Annotated in this window: 14 protein-coding genes; 8 read left to right on the plus strand and 6 right to left on the minus strand. The window is 58.8% G+C overall.

Annotated elements, in window-relative coordinates:
- Window positions 1-66: 66 nt before the first annotated feature.
- Window positions 67-1,947 (plus strand): heavy metal translocating P-type ATPase, encoded by a 1,881-nt coding sequence (locus tag BWR59_RS05575; RefSeq protein WP_230981972.1) that lies wholly within the window; start codon window positions 67-69, stop codon window positions 1,945-1,947.
- A 280-nt stretch (window positions 1,948-2,227) separates the two neighbouring features.
- Window positions 2,228-3,412 (plus strand): C17 cyclopropane fatty acid synthase CfaB, encoded by a 1,185-nt coding sequence (gene cfaB / locus BWR59_RS05580; RefSeq protein WP_081564652.1) that lies wholly within the window; start codon window positions 2,228-2,230, stop codon window positions 3,410-3,412.
- Window positions 3,413-3,515: 103 nt separating this feature from the next.
- Here the strand turns inward: cfaB and cls are convergent, their stop codons facing one another.
- The gene (gene cls, locus BWR59_RS05585; RefSeq protein ID WP_081564653.1) at window positions 3,516-4,955 is read right to left on the minus strand and encodes a cardiolipin synthase; all 1,440 of its coding nucleotides are present in this window, start codon (window positions 4,953-4,955) and stop codon (window positions 3,516-3,518) included.
- A gap of 174 nt (window positions 4,956-5,129) precedes the next feature.
- On the opposite strand from cls, the gene BWR59_RS05590 reads away from it, so the two are divergent.
- Both BWR59_RS05590 and BWR59_RS05595 read left to right on the plus strand, forming a co-directional pair.
- A complete protein-coding gene (locus BWR59_RS05590; RefSeq protein ID WP_081564886.1) occupies window positions 5,130-5,651 on the plus strand; it encodes a DUF3617 domain-containing protein in 522 nt (173 codons plus the stop codon).
- A gap of 249 nt (window positions 5,652-5,900) precedes the next feature.
- Complete coding sequence (locus tag BWR59_RS05595) at window positions 5,901-7,145, plus strand: N-acetylmuramoyl-L-alanine amidase (protein ID WP_081564654.1); 1,245 nt, start codon at window positions 5,901-5,903, stop codon at window positions 7,143-7,145.
- Here the strand turns inward: BWR59_RS05595 and BWR59_RS05600 are convergent.
- Complete coding sequence (locus BWR59_RS05600; RefSeq protein WP_081564655.1) at window positions 7,142-7,531, minus strand: glutamine synthetase; 390 nt, start codon at window positions 7,529-7,531, stop codon at window positions 7,142-7,144. The genes BWR59_RS05595 and BWR59_RS05600 overlap by 4 nt on opposite strands.
- Before the next feature lie 89 nt (window positions 7,532-7,620).
- Between BWR59_RS05600 and zigA the strand changes: the two genes are divergently transcribed.
- Window positions 7,621-8,823, plus strand: a complete 1,203-nt coding sequence (gene zigA / locus BWR59_RS05605) for a zinc metallochaperone GTPase ZigA (RefSeq protein WP_081564656.1) — start codon at window positions 7,621-7,623, stop codon at window positions 8,821-8,823.
- Window positions 8,824-8,837: 14 nt separating this feature from the next.
- Here the strand turns inward: zigA and BWR59_RS05610 are convergent, their stop codons facing one another.
- Window positions 8,838-9,209, minus strand: a complete 372-nt coding sequence (locus tag BWR59_RS05610; RefSeq protein WP_081564657.1) for an NADH:ubiquinone oxidoreductase — start codon at window positions 9,207-9,209, stop codon at window positions 8,838-8,840.
- 54 nt (window positions 9,210-9,263) lie between these two features.
- On the opposite strand from BWR59_RS05610, the gene BWR59_RS05615 reads away from it, so the two are divergent.
- Complete coding sequence (locus tag BWR59_RS05615; RefSeq protein ID WP_081564658.1) at window positions 9,264-10,226, plus strand: CobW-like GTP-binding protein; 963 nt, start codon at window positions 9,264-9,266, stop codon at window positions 10,224-10,226.
- A gap of 44 nt (window positions 10,227-10,270) precedes the next feature.
- Here the strand turns inward: BWR59_RS05615 and BWR59_RS05620 are convergent, their stop codons facing one another.
- Window positions 10,271-10,663, minus strand: a complete 393-nt coding sequence (locus tag BWR59_RS05620; RefSeq protein ID WP_081564659.1) for a DUF3301 domain-containing protein — start codon at window positions 10,661-10,663, stop codon at window positions 10,271-10,273.
- 134 nt (window positions 10,664-10,797) lie between these two features.
- Here BWR59_RS05620 and pdxY point away from each other — a divergent pair, with 134 nt between their 5' ends.
- Window positions 10,798-11,664 (plus strand): pyridoxal kinase PdxY, encoded by an 867-nt coding sequence (pdxY, locus tag BWR59_RS05625; RefSeq protein WP_081564660.1) that lies wholly within the window; start codon window positions 10,798-10,800, stop codon window positions 11,662-11,664.
- 170 nt (window positions 11,665-11,834) lie between these two features.
- Here pdxY and BWR59_RS05630 read toward each other — a convergent pair whose 3' ends face one another.
- On the minus strand, window positions 11,835-12,320 hold the full coding sequence (locus BWR59_RS05630) for an acyl-CoA thioesterase (protein WP_081564661.1): 486 nt from the start codon (window positions 12,318-12,320) through the stop codon (window positions 11,835-11,837).
- A gap of 313 nt (window positions 12,321-12,633) precedes the next feature.
- Here BWR59_RS05630 and BWR59_RS05635 point away from each other — a divergent pair, with 313 nt between their 5' ends.
- Window positions 12,634-14,397, plus strand: coding sequence for a cation:proton antiporter (locus BWR59_RS05635; RefSeq protein ID WP_081564662.1), 1,764 nt, complete (start codon window positions 12,634-12,636; stop codon window positions 14,395-14,397).
- A gap of 28 nt (window positions 14,398-14,425) precedes the next feature.
- Here BWR59_RS05635 and BWR59_RS05640 read toward each other — a convergent pair whose 3' ends face one another.
- Window positions 14,426-14,833 carry an SMI1/KNR4 family protein gene (locus tag BWR59_RS05640; RefSeq protein ID WP_081564663.1) on the minus strand — a complete coding sequence of 136 codons (408 nt, stop codon included), beginning with the start codon at window positions 14,831-14,833 and terminating at the stop codon, window positions 14,426-14,428.
- Window positions 14,834-14,848 lie beyond the last annotated feature (15 nt).

Genomic DNA, 14,848 nt, shown 5'->3' on the forward strand with positions numbered 1-14,848 from the left:
GAAGTTGCACACACCCATGCTCACGATCATGACCACGGTCACAGCGATGCGCCCGCGCCGGGCAGCATGCTGACCAGCACCGAGCAACGCAGCGCTGCGCGACAACTGACCATGGCGATGCTTGCTCTGGGCTTGCTGGCGCTGGGGTTGGTCTGGCGTTTTTTTGCGCCCGAACAAGTCGGCGTCAGCCAATTGCTGCTCGGCGCCGCCTCCCTACTGGTAGCGATTCCCGTGGTCAGCGCTGGTTGGCACAGCCTGCGTTACCCCAGCCTGCATGGCATCACTGATCAACTGATTGCGCTGGCCATGCTAGGTGCCTGGGCCACGGGAGACCTGATGACTGCCGCATTGCTGCCGATCATCATGATCTTTGGTCACGTGCTGGAAGAGCGTAGCGTCATCGGCTCTCAGGAAGCGATTCAGGCTTTGGGCAAGTTGACCCGCAGCCACGCACGCCTGATTACCGCGGACGGCTCGATTCGCGAAGTCGACAACGGCTCGCTGGTTGCCGGTGACCGGGTTGAAGTGCGCGCCGGTGACAGGGTGCCCGCCGACGGTCTGGTGATGTCCGGCCAGGCGAGTCTCGACACTGCACCAATCACGGGTGAGTCGGTACCGCTGGAGGCCCGCGCGGGCATGGAAGTGTTCGGTGGTGCGATCAACCTCGACGGACTGCTGCGCATTGAAGTGACGCGCATTGGTAACGAGTCGACGTTGGGCAAGGTCATCGCGCTGATGCAGAGCGCCGAACGTTCGAAGCCACCCATCACTCGCCTGCTGGAACGTTACGCAGGCAGTTACATGGTGCTGGTGTTGCTGATCGCAGCCGTGACCTGGTTCATCACCAACAACGCGCAAGCGATGCTCGCGGTGCTGGTGGCGGCCTGTCCTTGTGCGCTGGTGCTGTCCGCGCCCGCGACGGCGATTGCCGGGATCGCGGTGGCCGCACGCCACGGCATTCTGATCCGCAGCTCGGCGTTTCTCGAAGAGTTGGCGGACCTGACTTCGCTGGTCGTCGACAAGACCGGCACACTGACCTACGGCAGCCTGCGATTGCAATCGGTGCAGGCCGAGGAGGGCGCTGGCGATGAGGTGATTGCGCTGGCGGCGAGCCTTGGCGCGGCCAGCAGTCACCCCGTCAGCCGTGCTCTCGCGGGGTTGGTGGAGAAAGATCATCTGCTGGCGCTGGAAGATATCCGCGAGCGTCAGGGTCTGGGCGTCGTTGCGCAGACTGCTCGTGGCGAAGCGGCGTTGGGACGTCCCGAATTATTCGCGCAACTGGGAATCCAGACGTCGCCGGTTCCGAACCACGACGGCCCTATTGCAGGGCTCTCGGTCGATGGTGTTTTCCTCGCCTGGCTGCTGCTGGCCGACAGTCTCAAACCCGAAGCGCGTCAGGCCTTGAGCGAACTGCGTGAGCTGGGCATGGGGCGTCAGCTGCTGCTGACCGGCGACCGCCAAAGCGTGGCTGACAGCCTGGGTCATGAGGTCGGTATCAGCGACATCCACGCTCAGGCGCTGCCCGAGGACAAGCTGAATCGCGTCATGGGCGAGATCAAGAATGGCTTCCGGCCGATGGTGGTGGGCGACGGCATCAACGACTCACTGGCTTTGAAAGCCGGTGTGGTCGGGGTCGCCATGGGTGCGGGCGGGGCGGATATTGCGCTGGCGTCCGCTGACATCGTGCTGATTGGCAGCGACCTGCGCCGCCTTGGCACCTGCGTGCGGTTGAGCCGACAGTGCCGCCACACCTTGCAGGTCAATGTGATCATCGGGCTGGGCTGGACTCTGGCGATAGTCGCCCTGGCTGCTTTTGGCGTGCTCGGTGCTGCGGGCGCAATGATCGCTGCGATATTGCACAACCTCAGCACATTGCTGGTCCTTGGCAACGCGGGTCGTCTCCTGCGCTTTCACGAGCCCATCGCAAAATTTCACAATCCTTCCTAAGTCTTTGAATTTGGCGCTTTCCCTGAAAGCGCCGGGCTAGAGGGTCCGCTAAGTATAAAATTTTGCTTGAGCTTTGAAGAACTCTGTAACAAATTACCAATCAGTCATGAGAGGGTGCTCCATCGCAGGCTTCAAATTGGCTCGAACCCTGGGGCGCATGGAAGTACCCGTATTCAGGTTCATCGTCGTCGTTCATAAAAGCCGATAGCCTGACGGTTCCTGCTCCGGAGCCGGTTTTGGACTACCCTTTTCCGTGTTTCTGGATCAGGGGGTTTTCTCAATGCTCGCGCAACTTCCACCGGCGTTACAGAAGCTTCACTTACCACTGCGACTCAAACTCTGGGACGGCAATGCGTTCGATCTGGGTACTGATCCCAGCGTCACCATCGTCGTCAAAGACCCTTCACTGGTTTCCGACTTCTCGCATCCCAGCCTCGACCTTCTGGGCAGCGCCTTCGTGGAAGGGCGGCTGGAACTGGAAGGCTCGATCAGCGAAGTGATGCGCGTCTGTGACGAGTTGACGGCCGCGCTGGTGGACGAAGACGAGGAAGTCGTCCCGGTCCGCACGGAACACGACAAGGAAACCGACGCCAAGTCGATCTCCTACCACTACGACCTGTCCAATGCGTTCTACCAGCTGTGGCTGGACCAGGAAATGGTCTATTCTTGCGCGTACTTCAAGACCGGCAATGAAACGCTGGAACAGGCTCAGCAGGACAAATTCCATCACCTGTGTCGCAAGCTGCGCCTGAAACCCGGCGAGTATCTGCTCGATGTCGGCTGCGGCTGGGGCGGGTTGTCCCGCTTCGCTGCCCGCGAGTACGGCGTGAAAGTCTTCGGCATCACGCTCAGTCGCGAGCAATTGGCGCTGGCGCAGGAACGTGTAAAAGCCGAAGGACTGGAGGATCGCGTCGAGCTGCAATTGCTTGACTACCGCGACCTGCCCCAGGATGGTCGCTTCGACAAGGTAGTCAGCGTCGGCATGTTCGAGCACGTTGGTCACGCCAACCTGGATTTGTACGCCAAGTGCTTGTTCGGGGCGGTGAAGGAGGGCGGCCTGGTGATGAACCATGGCATCACCGCCAAGCACACAGATGGCCGTCCGGTTGGGCGAGGTGCGGGCGACTTCATCGACCGCTACGTGTTCCCCAACGGCGAGTTGCCGCATCTGGCGATGATCAGCGGGTTCATCAGTGAGGCGGGACTGGAAGTGGTCGACGTGGAAAGTCTGCGTCTGCACTACGCCAAGACGCTGGATCACTGGAGTACGCGCCTGGAAGAGAAGCTAGATGTGGCGGCGGCGATGGTGCCTGAGCAGGCGCTGAGGATCTTCCGTCTGTACCTGGCTGGCTGCGCGTATGCGTTCTCCAAGGGCTGGATCAACCTGCACCAGATCCTGGCCGTGAAGGCGCGAGCCGATGGCAGCCATGACTTGCCGCTGACTCGGGATGATCTTTACGCCTGAGTGGCTCTTGTGGGGTCCTGTAGCCGTCCGGCTTGCCGGCGGTGGCGAATTTGAAATCGCTACCGTCGGCAAGCCGGACGGCTACAGAGTGATGGGCCGCGCCTCAAAGAATCGGTGAAATCAACCGCGCCACGCGCATCCCCAACTGCTGCAAATGATGGGTCTCCTTGCTGTCTTCGATGGAGATTTCCTTTGCCTGGGCGAAGTCGTCGCTGAGCATCGCCTCCACTTCCCTGGCGAAGTCTTCGTCCACGGTCAGCAGCATCAATTCGAAGTTCAGGCGGAACGAGCGGTTGTCGAGATTGGCGCTGCCAATCGCTGAAATCTCGTTGTCCACCAGCACCACCTTCTGATGCAGGAAACCGGGCTGATAGCGGAACATCCGCACCCCGGCGCGCACGGCTTCGAACGCGAACAGACTCGACGCGGCATACACGGTGTAATGGTCTGGACGCGAAGGCAACAGCAGGCGCACGTCGACCCCCCTCAGCACTGCAAGCCGCAAGGCAGCTGATACCGCCTCATCCGGAATGAAATAAGGGGTCGTGATCCACACCCGCGTGGTAGCAGCGTGAATCGCTTCGACAAAAAACAGCGAGCAGGTTTCTTGTGCGTCGGCAGGACCGGTCGCCAGGAACTGGCACAGCACGCCGTCTTCCGGGTAACTGTCGGGCAGGATCAACGGTGGCAGTTGGCGGGTAGCCCAGAACCAGTCCTCGGCAAACGACTCTTGCAAGCACGCCACCACGGGGCCGATGATCGCCACATGCGTATCTCGCCAAGGCGCAAGAGGAGGCTTGAGGCCCAGGTATTCGTCGCCAACGTTATGGCCGCCAACGAAGCCTTTAATGCCGTCCACGACAACGATCTTGCGGTGGTTGCGGAAATTGACCTGAAAGCGATTGAGCCAACCCCCACGAGTGGCGAAGGCTTTGATCTGCACATTGCCTGCCCTGAGTTTTTGCACATAGCTGGCGGGCAATGCGTGGCTGCCGATGCGGTCGTACAGCACGAAGATCTCGACGCCCTCGGCCGCCTTCTCCAGTAACAGCGATTGCAATCGGCGCCCCAGATCGTCGTCATGAATGATGAAGAACTGCACGAACACCACACGCTTCGCCGCGCGAATCGCGTCGAATATCGCGGTGAATGTCGCGTCACCGTTAATCAGCAGCTTTACCTCGTTGTTGGCCAGGCACGGCATGCGGCCCAGCTTCGGCATGGCGCGCAATGACGCGTAGGCGTCCGAGCGTCTAGCAGCGACAGCTTCTTCGATCCAGGGCTTCCAGTTGAAATCGACGATGGCGTTGCGCATCTCGTTGTTGGCCTGCCGTCGCGCCTTGATGTAGGCGTCGAACGTGCTGCGGCCAAACACAAGGTAAGGAATGAGCGTGATATAGGGGATGAAAATCAGCGGCATCGCCCAGGCGATGGAGCCTTGTGCAGTGCGCACCGTCAGCAAGGCATGAATCGCTGCTACGATGCCCAGCAAGTGGGTGAAGCCCAGCAAATAGCCAAAGAAATACGGGCTGTGATAATCCATGCGCAACCTTGTGCTTTAGGCATATTGGTGTCTAACAGACCACAGTACGCGGGGATTGTCGCTATTTTATTCAGGGTGCAACTGGTTAACCCGATTCGTCGTCTAAGCGTCATCGTCAGATGGCCTGAAAGTGCCGTGTTCAAACTGCCTCAGAGCAAAAAGGAAATCAGATTCATGAAAAAGCGCGTATTGGCGTTGATGGTTTGTCTGGCTGCGCCCTTCGCTCAAGCGCAAGTGCTGCAGCCCGGTTTGTGGGAGCTGACCTCGAGCAACATGCAGGTCGACGGCCAGCAGATGCCGGACATGCAAGTCATGCTCGCCCAGCTGCAAATGATGGCGCCGCAGCAGCGCGCGGCAATGGAACAAATGCTGGCAAAACAAGGTATTACCTTGGGCGGTCAGGGGGTCCGGGTATGCCTCACACCGGAACAGGTGAAAAACGAGCAGATCCCGCTGACCGATCCAAAGACTGGCTGCACTCAGCAGATCACCGATCGGAATGGTCCGACCTGGAAGTTCAAGTTCAGCTGCCCACGTGCGCAAGGCACGGGCACTGCGCAGTTCCTCAGTGATCGCGCCTTCAATACTCATGTGATCGGTTCGTTTAATGCGACTGGCCAGCAGCAGAACGGCAGCATGGATACCAAAGCCGTATGGCTGGGGAAGGACTGCGGCACCGTGAAGCCAAGAACCTGATCTACCGTTTGTCCGAACGCCTCGCCTGCCGGGGCGTTTACATTTCCCCGCTTTAGCCTCACGTGTGTTCCACGTGGAACATGCTCTTGTTTCACATGAGGTTTTTGCTCTTTACCTTTGATTTACGTCTTAAAATTCCAGGCGTTTCTGTAAAAAGCTTCATCTATGTCGCTTGATCGGCATGTTATATTGTTACTAACAATGTCATGTCTATCAGAGCCAGGATGCTCATCTTTTTCGGAACGTGTCATGCACCGACGTCAAATGCTGCTCAATATGCTTTTGGCCAGCGCCGCCTTCGCGCTCCCTTTCTCCGTCAACGCTGCTCAGATCCGTAACGCGCGATTGTGGCGTTCCGACAACAAGCTACGACTGGTCTTCGATCTCAGCGGCCCGGTGCAATACAAAACCTTCACCCTCAGCGCCCCTGAACGCATCATCATTGATGTCAGCGGCGCCCGGCTGGAAGGCAATTTCCCGGAACTGGCGCTGGAGAACACGCCGATCAAGGCGATTCGCTCCGGGCACTTTGGGCAGGGCGATACTCGCATCGTGCTGGATCTCGCCTCACCGGTGCAGCTCAACAGCTTCCTTCTGGGGCCTGAAGGTTCTCAGGGTAACCGGCTGGTGATCGATCTGGGCCATGAGGCTGTTGCGCATCCCCCCGTGCAACTGGCTGCCGTTGCTGCTCCCCTTATGAAAGAGCCGCCCGCGCCGGTCATCGATAAGAATCACCCCAAGCGCGACATCATGGTGGTCGTCGATGCCGGACATGGCGGCAAAGACCCCGGCGCGATTGGTTCGAAAGGCGAGCGCGAGAAAGACGTGGTGCTGTCCATCGCGCAGTTGCTGGCCAAGCGCCTGAAGCGCGAGAAAGGTTTCGATGTGCGTCTTGTGCGTAACGATGACTTCTTCGTACCTCTGCGCAAACGCGTGGACATCGCCCGCAAATACAATGCCGATATGTTCATCTCCGTTCACGCTGATGCTGCTCCACGGCTGACGGCGTCGGGGGCATCGGTGTTTGCCTTGTCGGAGAACGGCGCTACCTCGGCGACCGCGCGTTTCATGGCGCAGCGCGAGAACGGCGCCGACCTGATCGGTGCCACCAGCCTGCTAAACCTCAAGGACAAGGACCCGATGCTGGCTGGCGTGATTCTCGACATGTCGATGAACGCGACCATCGCTGCGAGTCTGCAACTGGGTCACACGGTGCTCGGCAGCCTGGAAGGCGTCACCACGCTGCATCAGAAGCGCGTAGAACAAGCCGGTTTTGCGGTGCTGAAGTCACCGGACGTGCCATCGATTCTGGTGGAGACCGGTTTCATCTCCAACAGCCGCGACAGCCAGCGGCTGGTCACTGCACGCCACCAGCAGGCCGTGGCGGATGGCCTTTTCGATGGCATGAAGACCTACTTCGAGCGCAATCCTCCGGCAGGTTCGTTCATCGCCTGGCGACAGGAACAGAAGGCAGCCGAACAGGCCGTTGTTTAACGGCAGCCCGTCACGCGGCTACAGGTGATCTTGCTCCGGCTGCCGCTGGAGCTGGACACCCGGCTGATCGTCGTCCACCCGACCTTCTGGATATACCCCACCCACGCCTCGCCATCCGAGGCCAGTCCTGTGAAAAACGTCATCGAGCCGTAGCGGCTGTTGGTTTGCGCCCAGCGGCGTTTGTCCGCGCTTTCGTAGCCGCGCAGATACATCGTCGTGCCCGACATCGCCACGCTGTAGCTGTTGTCATAAGCGTCGATGCACGCCAATAGGTTCGCGCTGCGTGTACACAGCGCCTGACCCAGCTTCGGCGATGGCGGCGAGGCAAACACCTGCGTACTCAGCAGCAGGCAAAACCCCAGGAAAACCTTCAGAACCCTGACCATCGAGCTGACCTTGTAAAAAGTGTTAGCAGGTTTGTGTTGTTATACTATAACGTAAAAAGCACATGAACCTGCTACCTGATGAGACCTCCATGAACCGCCTCCCCGTTACTGTCCTGTCCGGCTTTCTCGGTGCCGGCAAAAGTACGCTGCTCAATTATGTCCTGCGCAATCGTGAGAATCTGCGCGTGGCTGTCATCGTCAACGACATGAGCGAAATCAACATCGACGGGGGCGAGGTGCAGCGTGACGTCAGCCTCAATCGCGCCGAAGAAAAGCTCGTGGAAATGAGCAACGGCTGCATTTGCTGCACGCTGCGCGAAGACCTGCTGGAGGAGGTCAGCCGCCTGGCCAATGACGGCCGCTTCGATTATCTGTTGATCGAGTCCACCGGCATTTCAGAACCGCTTCCAGTGGCTGAAACCTTCACTTTTCGCGACGAGTCGGGACAGAGTCTCGCCGACATCGCGCGGCTCGACACGATGTTGACGGTGGTCGATGGCCTGAATTTTCTGCAGGACTATCAAGCCGCCGAAAGTCTGGACACTCGCGGCGAAACGTTGGGTGAAGACGACGAGCGTTCCATCACCGATCTGCTCATCGAACAAGTCGAATTCGCCGACGTGATCCTGATCAGCAAGATCGACCTGATCAGTTCCAGCGAGCGGCAGGAACTGATGGCGATTCTGAAACGGTTGAACAGCCAGGCCGAGATTCTGCCGATGGTGATGGGGGCAGTGCCGCTGGGCAAGATTCTCGACACCGGACGATTCGACTTCGAGCGCGCGGCCCACGCGCCGGGCTGGCTCAAGGAGCTACGCGGCGAACACACGCCGGAAAGCGAGGAGTACGGCATCGCTTCGACGGCGTATCGGGCGCGCCGGCCGTTTCATCCGCAGCGCTTCTTCGACTTCATCAACCAGCCATGGACCAATGGCAAGCTGCTGCGCTCCAAAGGTTTCTTCTGGCTGGCGAGCAAACATCAGGACGCTGGGAGCTGGTCACAGGCGGGTGGATTGATGCGTCACGGGTTTGCTGGCCGATGGTGGCGCTTCGTGCCCAGGGCGCACTGGCCGCAGGATGAAGAAAGCACCCAAGTGATCATGCGGAACTGGTTGGCGCAGACCGGCGATTGCCGTCAGGAACTGGTGTTCATCGGCCAGAACATCGACTTCGAACAACTGACGGCTGATCTTGATGGTTGTCTGCTAAACGATGCGGAGATGGCTATCGGCGTCGAGGGTTGGGGCCAACTGGCCGATCCGTTTGGTGATTGGTACGGCGAGGTGGCCTGACCCGCCGCTGCGCCTCACTGCGCCTTCCACACACCCTTGCTTTGCTGTTCGCAAAACGGTTTGAGAAAGGCTGCATCGCTCGCCACGCCGTAATAGTGAATGTTCTGCCGATAAGGCATATTGGCGACTTGCGCGTTGCTGCACTGGCCGAATGAGCCGGTCGGGCACTGTTCCATGTAGGTTACTTCGACCTTCTGATCCTTGAGTTGGGGTTTGCAGAAGCCGTCGTGAAACAGATCGGGCGGGATGTTCAAATTTTCCTGACAGACTTTTACATCAAGCCGCTCGGCCTGACTGTGAACCACACAGGACTCCGCCCACGCCTGACTCGACGACACCGCCAACAGCACCAACGCCAGCCGCACGGGCAGCCAGATTGCTCGCATCGTTTACCTCCGTCTGCGCTCGTTTTCGGGAGCGACGTTCAAGAATGGCCGGACATGCTGCAGAACATTCCTACCCATGTCATTGCTGGCCCTTTGGGCGCGGGCAAGACCAGCCTGATCAAACACCTGTTGACGCAAAAACCGGCGCACGAACGCTGGGCGATCCTGCTCAATGAATTCGGCCTGATCGGCCTGGATGCCGCGCTGCTGACCACGGCCGAGGATGGTATCGCACTTGGTGAAGTGGCTGGCGGTTGCTTGTGCTGCGTGAACGGCGCGCCATTCCAGGTCGGGTTGGGTCGGTTGCTGCGCAATGCCAGGCCTGATCGGCTGTTTATCGAGCCATCTGGTCTCGGCCATCCTGTGGAGTTGATGAAGCAGTTGCGAGACGCGCCATGGGTTGGAGTGCTTGCCGTTCAGCCTGTTGTGATGGTGCTCGACGCACAAGCCTTGGCGGCCGACAAACCCCTGCCTGTAACCCAACAGAATGCGTTGGTAGATGCTGGCTTACTGGTGCTCAACAAGTCTGCGGGGCTGGATGAATCGACGCGACAGACCATCGTTGGGACTTTGCCCGAGCGGCCTGTTTTCTGGACCGAATCCGCTGCGCTACCCCTGGAGCATCTGCCCGGCATCCATGCTCATGCCATCGAGGGTGTGGATAACTTCATCGCGCCCAAAACGCTCACTCAGTTGCCTGCAGTGTGGGCCGACACGATGACCCCGATCTGCCTGAGTCAGGGTCAGGCAGATGGCTGGAGCGTCGGATGGCGCTGGCATCCTGAATGCATTTTCGACGCATCGAAAGTGCAGGTGTGGCTGCAACGCCTTGATTGGCGCCGGGCCAAGCTGGTTATCCACAGCGAGTCGGGTTGGGTGTCTGGCAATGCCCTGGAGGGAGGGGAGATTGCATGGTCGGCAAGTGAATGGCGCAAGGATTCGCGTCTGGAACTGATCTTCGCCGAGCCTCGGGACGAAGCCTTGTTGAGCGCGCAGCTCGCGGGTTGTTTGGCGTAGGACCTCGGAGAATTACCGCAGGGTAGCCGTCCTACCACAGCAGCTTACTGCTTCCACTTGTTGTGTTCCTGACGCCATTCGCTCAGTTGAATGATCTCGGCCGTCGGCTTGGGATTCTTGATCTCGAAAGGGTAGGGTGCCAGTTCGATCTGCGCGGTGTGCGCGCCGAACATGGTGATCGTGCCGGGATGACGCTGCTCGCCGGTGACCGTGAATTCGAAGTTGTACACACGCGCCAGCCGCTTGCGGCCTTCATTGTCACGCTTGAAGGTGATGCGGCGCAGGGCGACATTACCGTCGAGCAATTCGATATCGAGCTTGGCGCAATGTTGTTTGACGCGCTCCAGTGCCCGTTCACGCAGACCATGGGAATGCCACAGCCAAGCGCCAGCGGTCGCCAGCAGCATCAGGACGAATATGTTGCCCAGGGTCAGCATGAAAAGAGAGCTCCAACAGAAGATGTCCAGCTTAACTGCGTCGGGCGACCGACAGCCATAGTCCGAAAGCTTAATTTCGCTTCACTTCGTCCGGCATCGCTACTACTGTGCTTTCCCGGCCTCAGGAACCCGTCATGAAACGCTCGCCTCATTTACTCGCCATCCAGTCACACGTGGTCTTCGGGCACGCTGGCAACAGCGCAGCCGTGTTCCCCATGCAGCGTATCGGCATCAATGTCTGGCCGCTGAATACCGTTCAGTTCTCCAACCACACTCAGTATGGACACTGGGCGGGCGAAGTGTTGGCGCCGCAGCAGATTCCTGCGCTGGTCGAGGGTATCGCGGCGATTGGCGAACTGGGCCACTGCGATGCGGTGCTATCGGGGTATCTGGGCAGTGCGGCGCAGGGGCGGGCGATTCTGACGGCGGTGTCGCAGATCAAGCGCGCCAATCCGCGTGCGCTTTACCTCTGCGACCCCGTGATGGGCCATCCGGAAAAGGGCTGTATCGTGCCGCAGGAGGTCAGTGATTTCCTGCTTGAAGAAGCGGCTGCGGTGGCCGACTTCCTATGCCCGAATCAGCTGGAGCTGGACAGTTTTTCAGGACGCAAGCCGAGTTCGCTCCTCGACTGCCTTGCCATGGCTCGCGCGCTGCTGGCTCGAGGCCCGAAGGCTATCGTCGTCAAACATCTGGATTATCCGGGGAAACCCGCAGACGGGTTTGAAATGTTGCTGGTGACTGAGCACGAAAGCTGGCACTTGCGTCGGCCGCTGCTGGCGTTCCCGCGTCAGCCAGTCGGCGTGGGCGATCTGACCTCGGGGTTGTTCCTGTCCAAGGTGCTGCTGGGCGAGGATTTGCGCAGTGCGTTTGAGTACACAGCGTCGGCAGTCCATGAAGTGCTGCTTGAGACTCAGGCGAGTGGCAGTTACGAGCTTGAACTGGTCAGAGCACAGGACCGGATTGCCCACCCGCGGGTGAAGTTCGAGGCGGTTCGTCTCTGAGCAGGACGCTGTTCTGACGCCGGCATAGAACCTGTGGGAGGGAGCAAGCTCCCTCCCACGTGATTCGGCGTTTGCCAGATATGGTCCTCAGCAGCGCCACCGCTGGCAATCCGTGCTGCAGGATCTCGTATCTCTTCAGTTGAAACGGGGTGCCGAATGACTGTTGTACTTCAAACCCCATCTTCCCGAATTTCGCGGTAACGCTTTTCCAGCTCCTGACGAAGCTGACGACGCTGCTGCGCCTGCACGTAACGGCGTTTGTCTTCGCTGGTTTGCGGGTCCAGTGCAGGCACGCTGGCCGGTTTGCGTTGGTCGTCCACGGCCACCATGGTGAAGAAGCAGCTGTTGGTGTGACGCACCGAGCGCTCGCGGATGTTCTCCGTCACCACCTTGATGCCAACTTCCATGGACGTATTGCCGGTGTAGTTCACTGATGCCAGGAAGGTCACCAGTTCGCCGACATGAATCGGCTCGCGGAAAATCACCTGATCCACCGAAAGAGTCACGACATAACGGCCGGCGTAACGGCTCGCACAGGCGTACGCGACTTCGTCGAGGTACTTGAGAAGGGTGCCGCCGTGCACGTTGCCAGAAAAGTTGGCCATGTCCGGGGTCATCAATACAGTCATCGACAGCTGGGCGTTTCCGGGTTCCATAGCGTGCTCACGGTCAGTTGAGTCAGAAAAATTGGCACCTGTGTCGGTGCTCGATGCAAATCGTTGATACAAACCACCATATCGGGACGCTGACAGCCGTGTTGCCGTCACGCCTGATGGCTATCTGTTTCCATATATTGCACCGGCTTTATCCGCTTTTGTGCGGTGTTAACCTGCGAAAACCCTTGGATGGGGTATTTCCTGCGTTTCGCACAGATTTATCTGACTCCGCTGACGATCTTTCGTACAGCAGGCGTCCGTCTTTCCGGTAGAAGCCCGCACCTTCACGGTTCGTCACAAGGAGTCCGCGCCCATGCATGCCATCAGTTTCATTCAGGATCTGGCAGTCATCATGCTAGTGGCGGGCGTGGTCACCGTGTTGTTTCATCGTCTCAAGCAACCCGTGGTGCTGGGTTACATCGCAGCCGGCTTCATCATTGGTCCTCACACGCCGCCATTCGGCCTGATCCACGACGAAGACACTATCAAGATCCTCGCCGAGCTGGGAGTGATCTTCCTGATGTTCTGTCTGGGCCTGGAATTCAGCCTGCGCAAGCTGTTCAAAGTCGGCGCCACGGCATTTATTGCCGCTTTTCTCGAAATCATGCTGATGATCTGGATTGGCTATGAAATTGGCCAGCTCTTCGGCTGGAGCACCATGGATTCGCTGTTTCTGGGCGCGATCCTTGCCATTTCTTCGACCACCATCATCGTCAAGGCCCTGAATGACCTGAAGATGAAAAACCAGCGCTTTGCTCAGCTGATCTTCGGCGTGTTGATCGTCGAAGACATTCTGGGCATCGGCATCATCGCGCTGCTGTCCGGGATTGCGGTCAGCGGCACGGTCAGTTCGGGCGAAGTCTTTTCCACTGTCGGAAAGCTCTCGCTGTTCATGGTCGTCGCGTTGGTGATCGGGATTCTGCTGGTGCCGCGTCTGCTGGCTTATGTGGCGAAATTCGAAAGCGACGAAATGCTGCTCATAACGGTTTTGGGCCTGTGTTTCGGCTTCTGTCTGCTGGTGGTCAAACTCGAATACAGCATGGTGCTCGGCGCATTCCTGATTGGGGCGATCATGGCCGAATCAAAGCAGCTGGTGAAAATCGAGCACCTGATCGAACCCATTCGCGACATGTTCAGTGCCATCTTCTTTGTTGCCATCGGGCTGCTGATCGACCCGCAGATTCTGCTGGATTACGCCTGGCCCATTGCGGTGATTACCGTAGCGGTTGTTCTGGGCAAGATGTTGTCTTGTGGGCTTGGAGCGTTCATCGCTGGCAACGACGGGAAAACCTCACTTCGCGTGGGCATGGGGCTGTCACAAATTGGTGAGTTTTCCTTCATCATTGCAGCGCTCGGGATGACGCTGCAGGTCACGAGCGACTTTCTCTACCCTGTGGCGGTGGCTGTTTCGGCGATCACCACACTTTTGACGCCTTATCTGATTCGTGCCGCTGACCCGTTATCGCACTCGCTCGCAGGAATCGTTCCCAAACGCGTGGCTCGGGTTTTCGGCATGTATGGTGAATGGTTACGCAGCATTCAGCCACAAGGCCAGGGAGCGCTTCTGGCATCGATGATCCGCAAGATCCTGCTGCAAGTTGGGGTAAATCTCGCGCTGGTGGTAGCGATCTTCTTCTGCGGGGCTTATTTCGCTGAGCGGATTGGCGAGTATTTCAGCGAGTGGGTCACTGAAGTCGGACAGCAGAAGGCGTGGATCTGGGGAGCGTCGTTGCTACTGTCGCTGCCATTCCTGATCGCGGCGTATCGCAAGCTCAAAGCGCTGTCGATGTTGCTGGCGGAAATGAGCGTCAAACCGGAAATGGCGGGACGTCACACCGAGCGCGTGCGGCGGGTGATCGCCGAGGTGATCCCATTGCTGTCGTTGGGGGGGATCTTCCTGCTCATTGCACTGCTGTCGGCAAGCATGTTGCCGACCAGCGAATGGCTGCTGCTGATCGTGCTGGTGGCCGCTGTGATCGCCGCTGTGCTGTGGCGTTGGTTCATCCGTGTGCATACGCGGATGCAGATCGCGCTGCTGGAAACCCTCGGTAACCATCAGGAGCCTTCAGACCGTTAGGGGTTGAAGGCTCTCCAAAGCGCGGGTCTCAGCTTTCCAGCCAGACGTCCCGCGCCCAGTGCCAGACCGATTCCCAGCTGTCTTCGGTGACCAGTTCTTCTTCACCGGACCACAGCACCACGGTGCCGTCTTCCTCGACGCAGTAGTAATCCTCGCCATCCTGACAGATCGGGATCAGCTCACGGGGTACGCCGATGTCCCAAGCGTTCGCTGCTACATCCGGCAGGTAGGTGTGGGACTGTGGGTCGGTCACGGTGACCGGCTCCAGGCTGCCGTAAACCACGTCGCTGACGGTCAGCAGAAACTCTTTGAAGACAAAAGGGATATTGATGAACAGCTGCTCTTCGATTTCGACCAGCTGATCTTCGTCCGGCAGCTCGAGCGGGACGGGAACCGGCTCATTGGCTTCACGGAGTTGTTCGATGACTTCTTCCACGACGTGGATCCTCTA

It is taken from the genome of Pseudomonas sp. Bc-h, assembly GCF_002080045.1.
Taxonomy (GTDB): Bacteria; Pseudomonadota; Gammaproteobacteria; order Pseudomonadales; family Pseudomonadaceae; genus Aquipseudomonas.

Coding starts and splice junctions, on each gene's coding strand:
- BWR59_RS05575 (WP_230981972.1), top strand. CDS start 67: ATGCTGACCAGCACCGAGCAACGCAGCGCTGCGCGACAACTGACCATG.
- cfaB (WP_081564652.1), top strand. CDS start 2,228: ATGCTCGCGCAACTTCCACCGGCGTTACAGAAGCTTCACTTACCACTG.
- cls (WP_081564653.1), bottom strand. CDS start 4,955: ATGGATTATCACAGCCCGTATTTCTTTGGCTATTTGCTGGGCTTCACC.
- BWR59_RS05590 (WP_081564886.1), top strand. CDS start 5,130: ATGAAAAAGCGCGTATTGGCGTTGATGGTTTGTCTGGCTGCGCCCTTC.
- BWR59_RS05595 (WP_081564654.1), top strand. CDS start 5,901: ATGCACCGACGTCAAATGCTGCTCAATATGCTTTTGGCCAGCGCCGCC.
- BWR59_RS05600 (WP_081564655.1), bottom strand. CDS start 7,531: ATGGTCAGGGTTCTGAAGGTTTTCCTGGGGTTTTGCCTGCTGCTGAGT.
- zigA (WP_081564656.1), top strand. CDS start 7,621: ATGAACCGCCTCCCCGTTACTGTCCTGTCCGGCTTTCTCGGTGCCGGC.
- BWR59_RS05610 (WP_081564657.1), bottom strand. CDS start 9,209: ATGCGAGCAATCTGGCTGCCCGTGCGGCTGGCGTTGGTGCTGTTGGCG.
- BWR59_RS05615 (WP_081564658.1), top strand. CDS start 9,264: ATGCTGCAGAACATTCCTACCCATGTCATTGCTGGCCCTTTGGGCGCG.
- BWR59_RS05620 (WP_081564659.1), bottom strand. CDS start 10,663: ATGCTGACCCTGGGCAACATATTCGTCCTGATGCTGCTGGCGACCGCT.
- pdxY (WP_081564660.1), top strand. CDS start 10,798: ATGAAACGCTCGCCTCATTTACTCGCCATCCAGTCACACGTGGTCTTC.
- BWR59_RS05630 (WP_081564661.1), bottom strand. CDS start 12,320: ATGGAACCCGGAAACGCCCAGCTGTCGATGACTGTATTGATGACCCCG.
- BWR59_RS05635 (WP_081564662.1), top strand. CDS start 12,634: ATGCATGCCATCAGTTTCATTCAGGATCTGGCAGTCATCATGCTAGTG.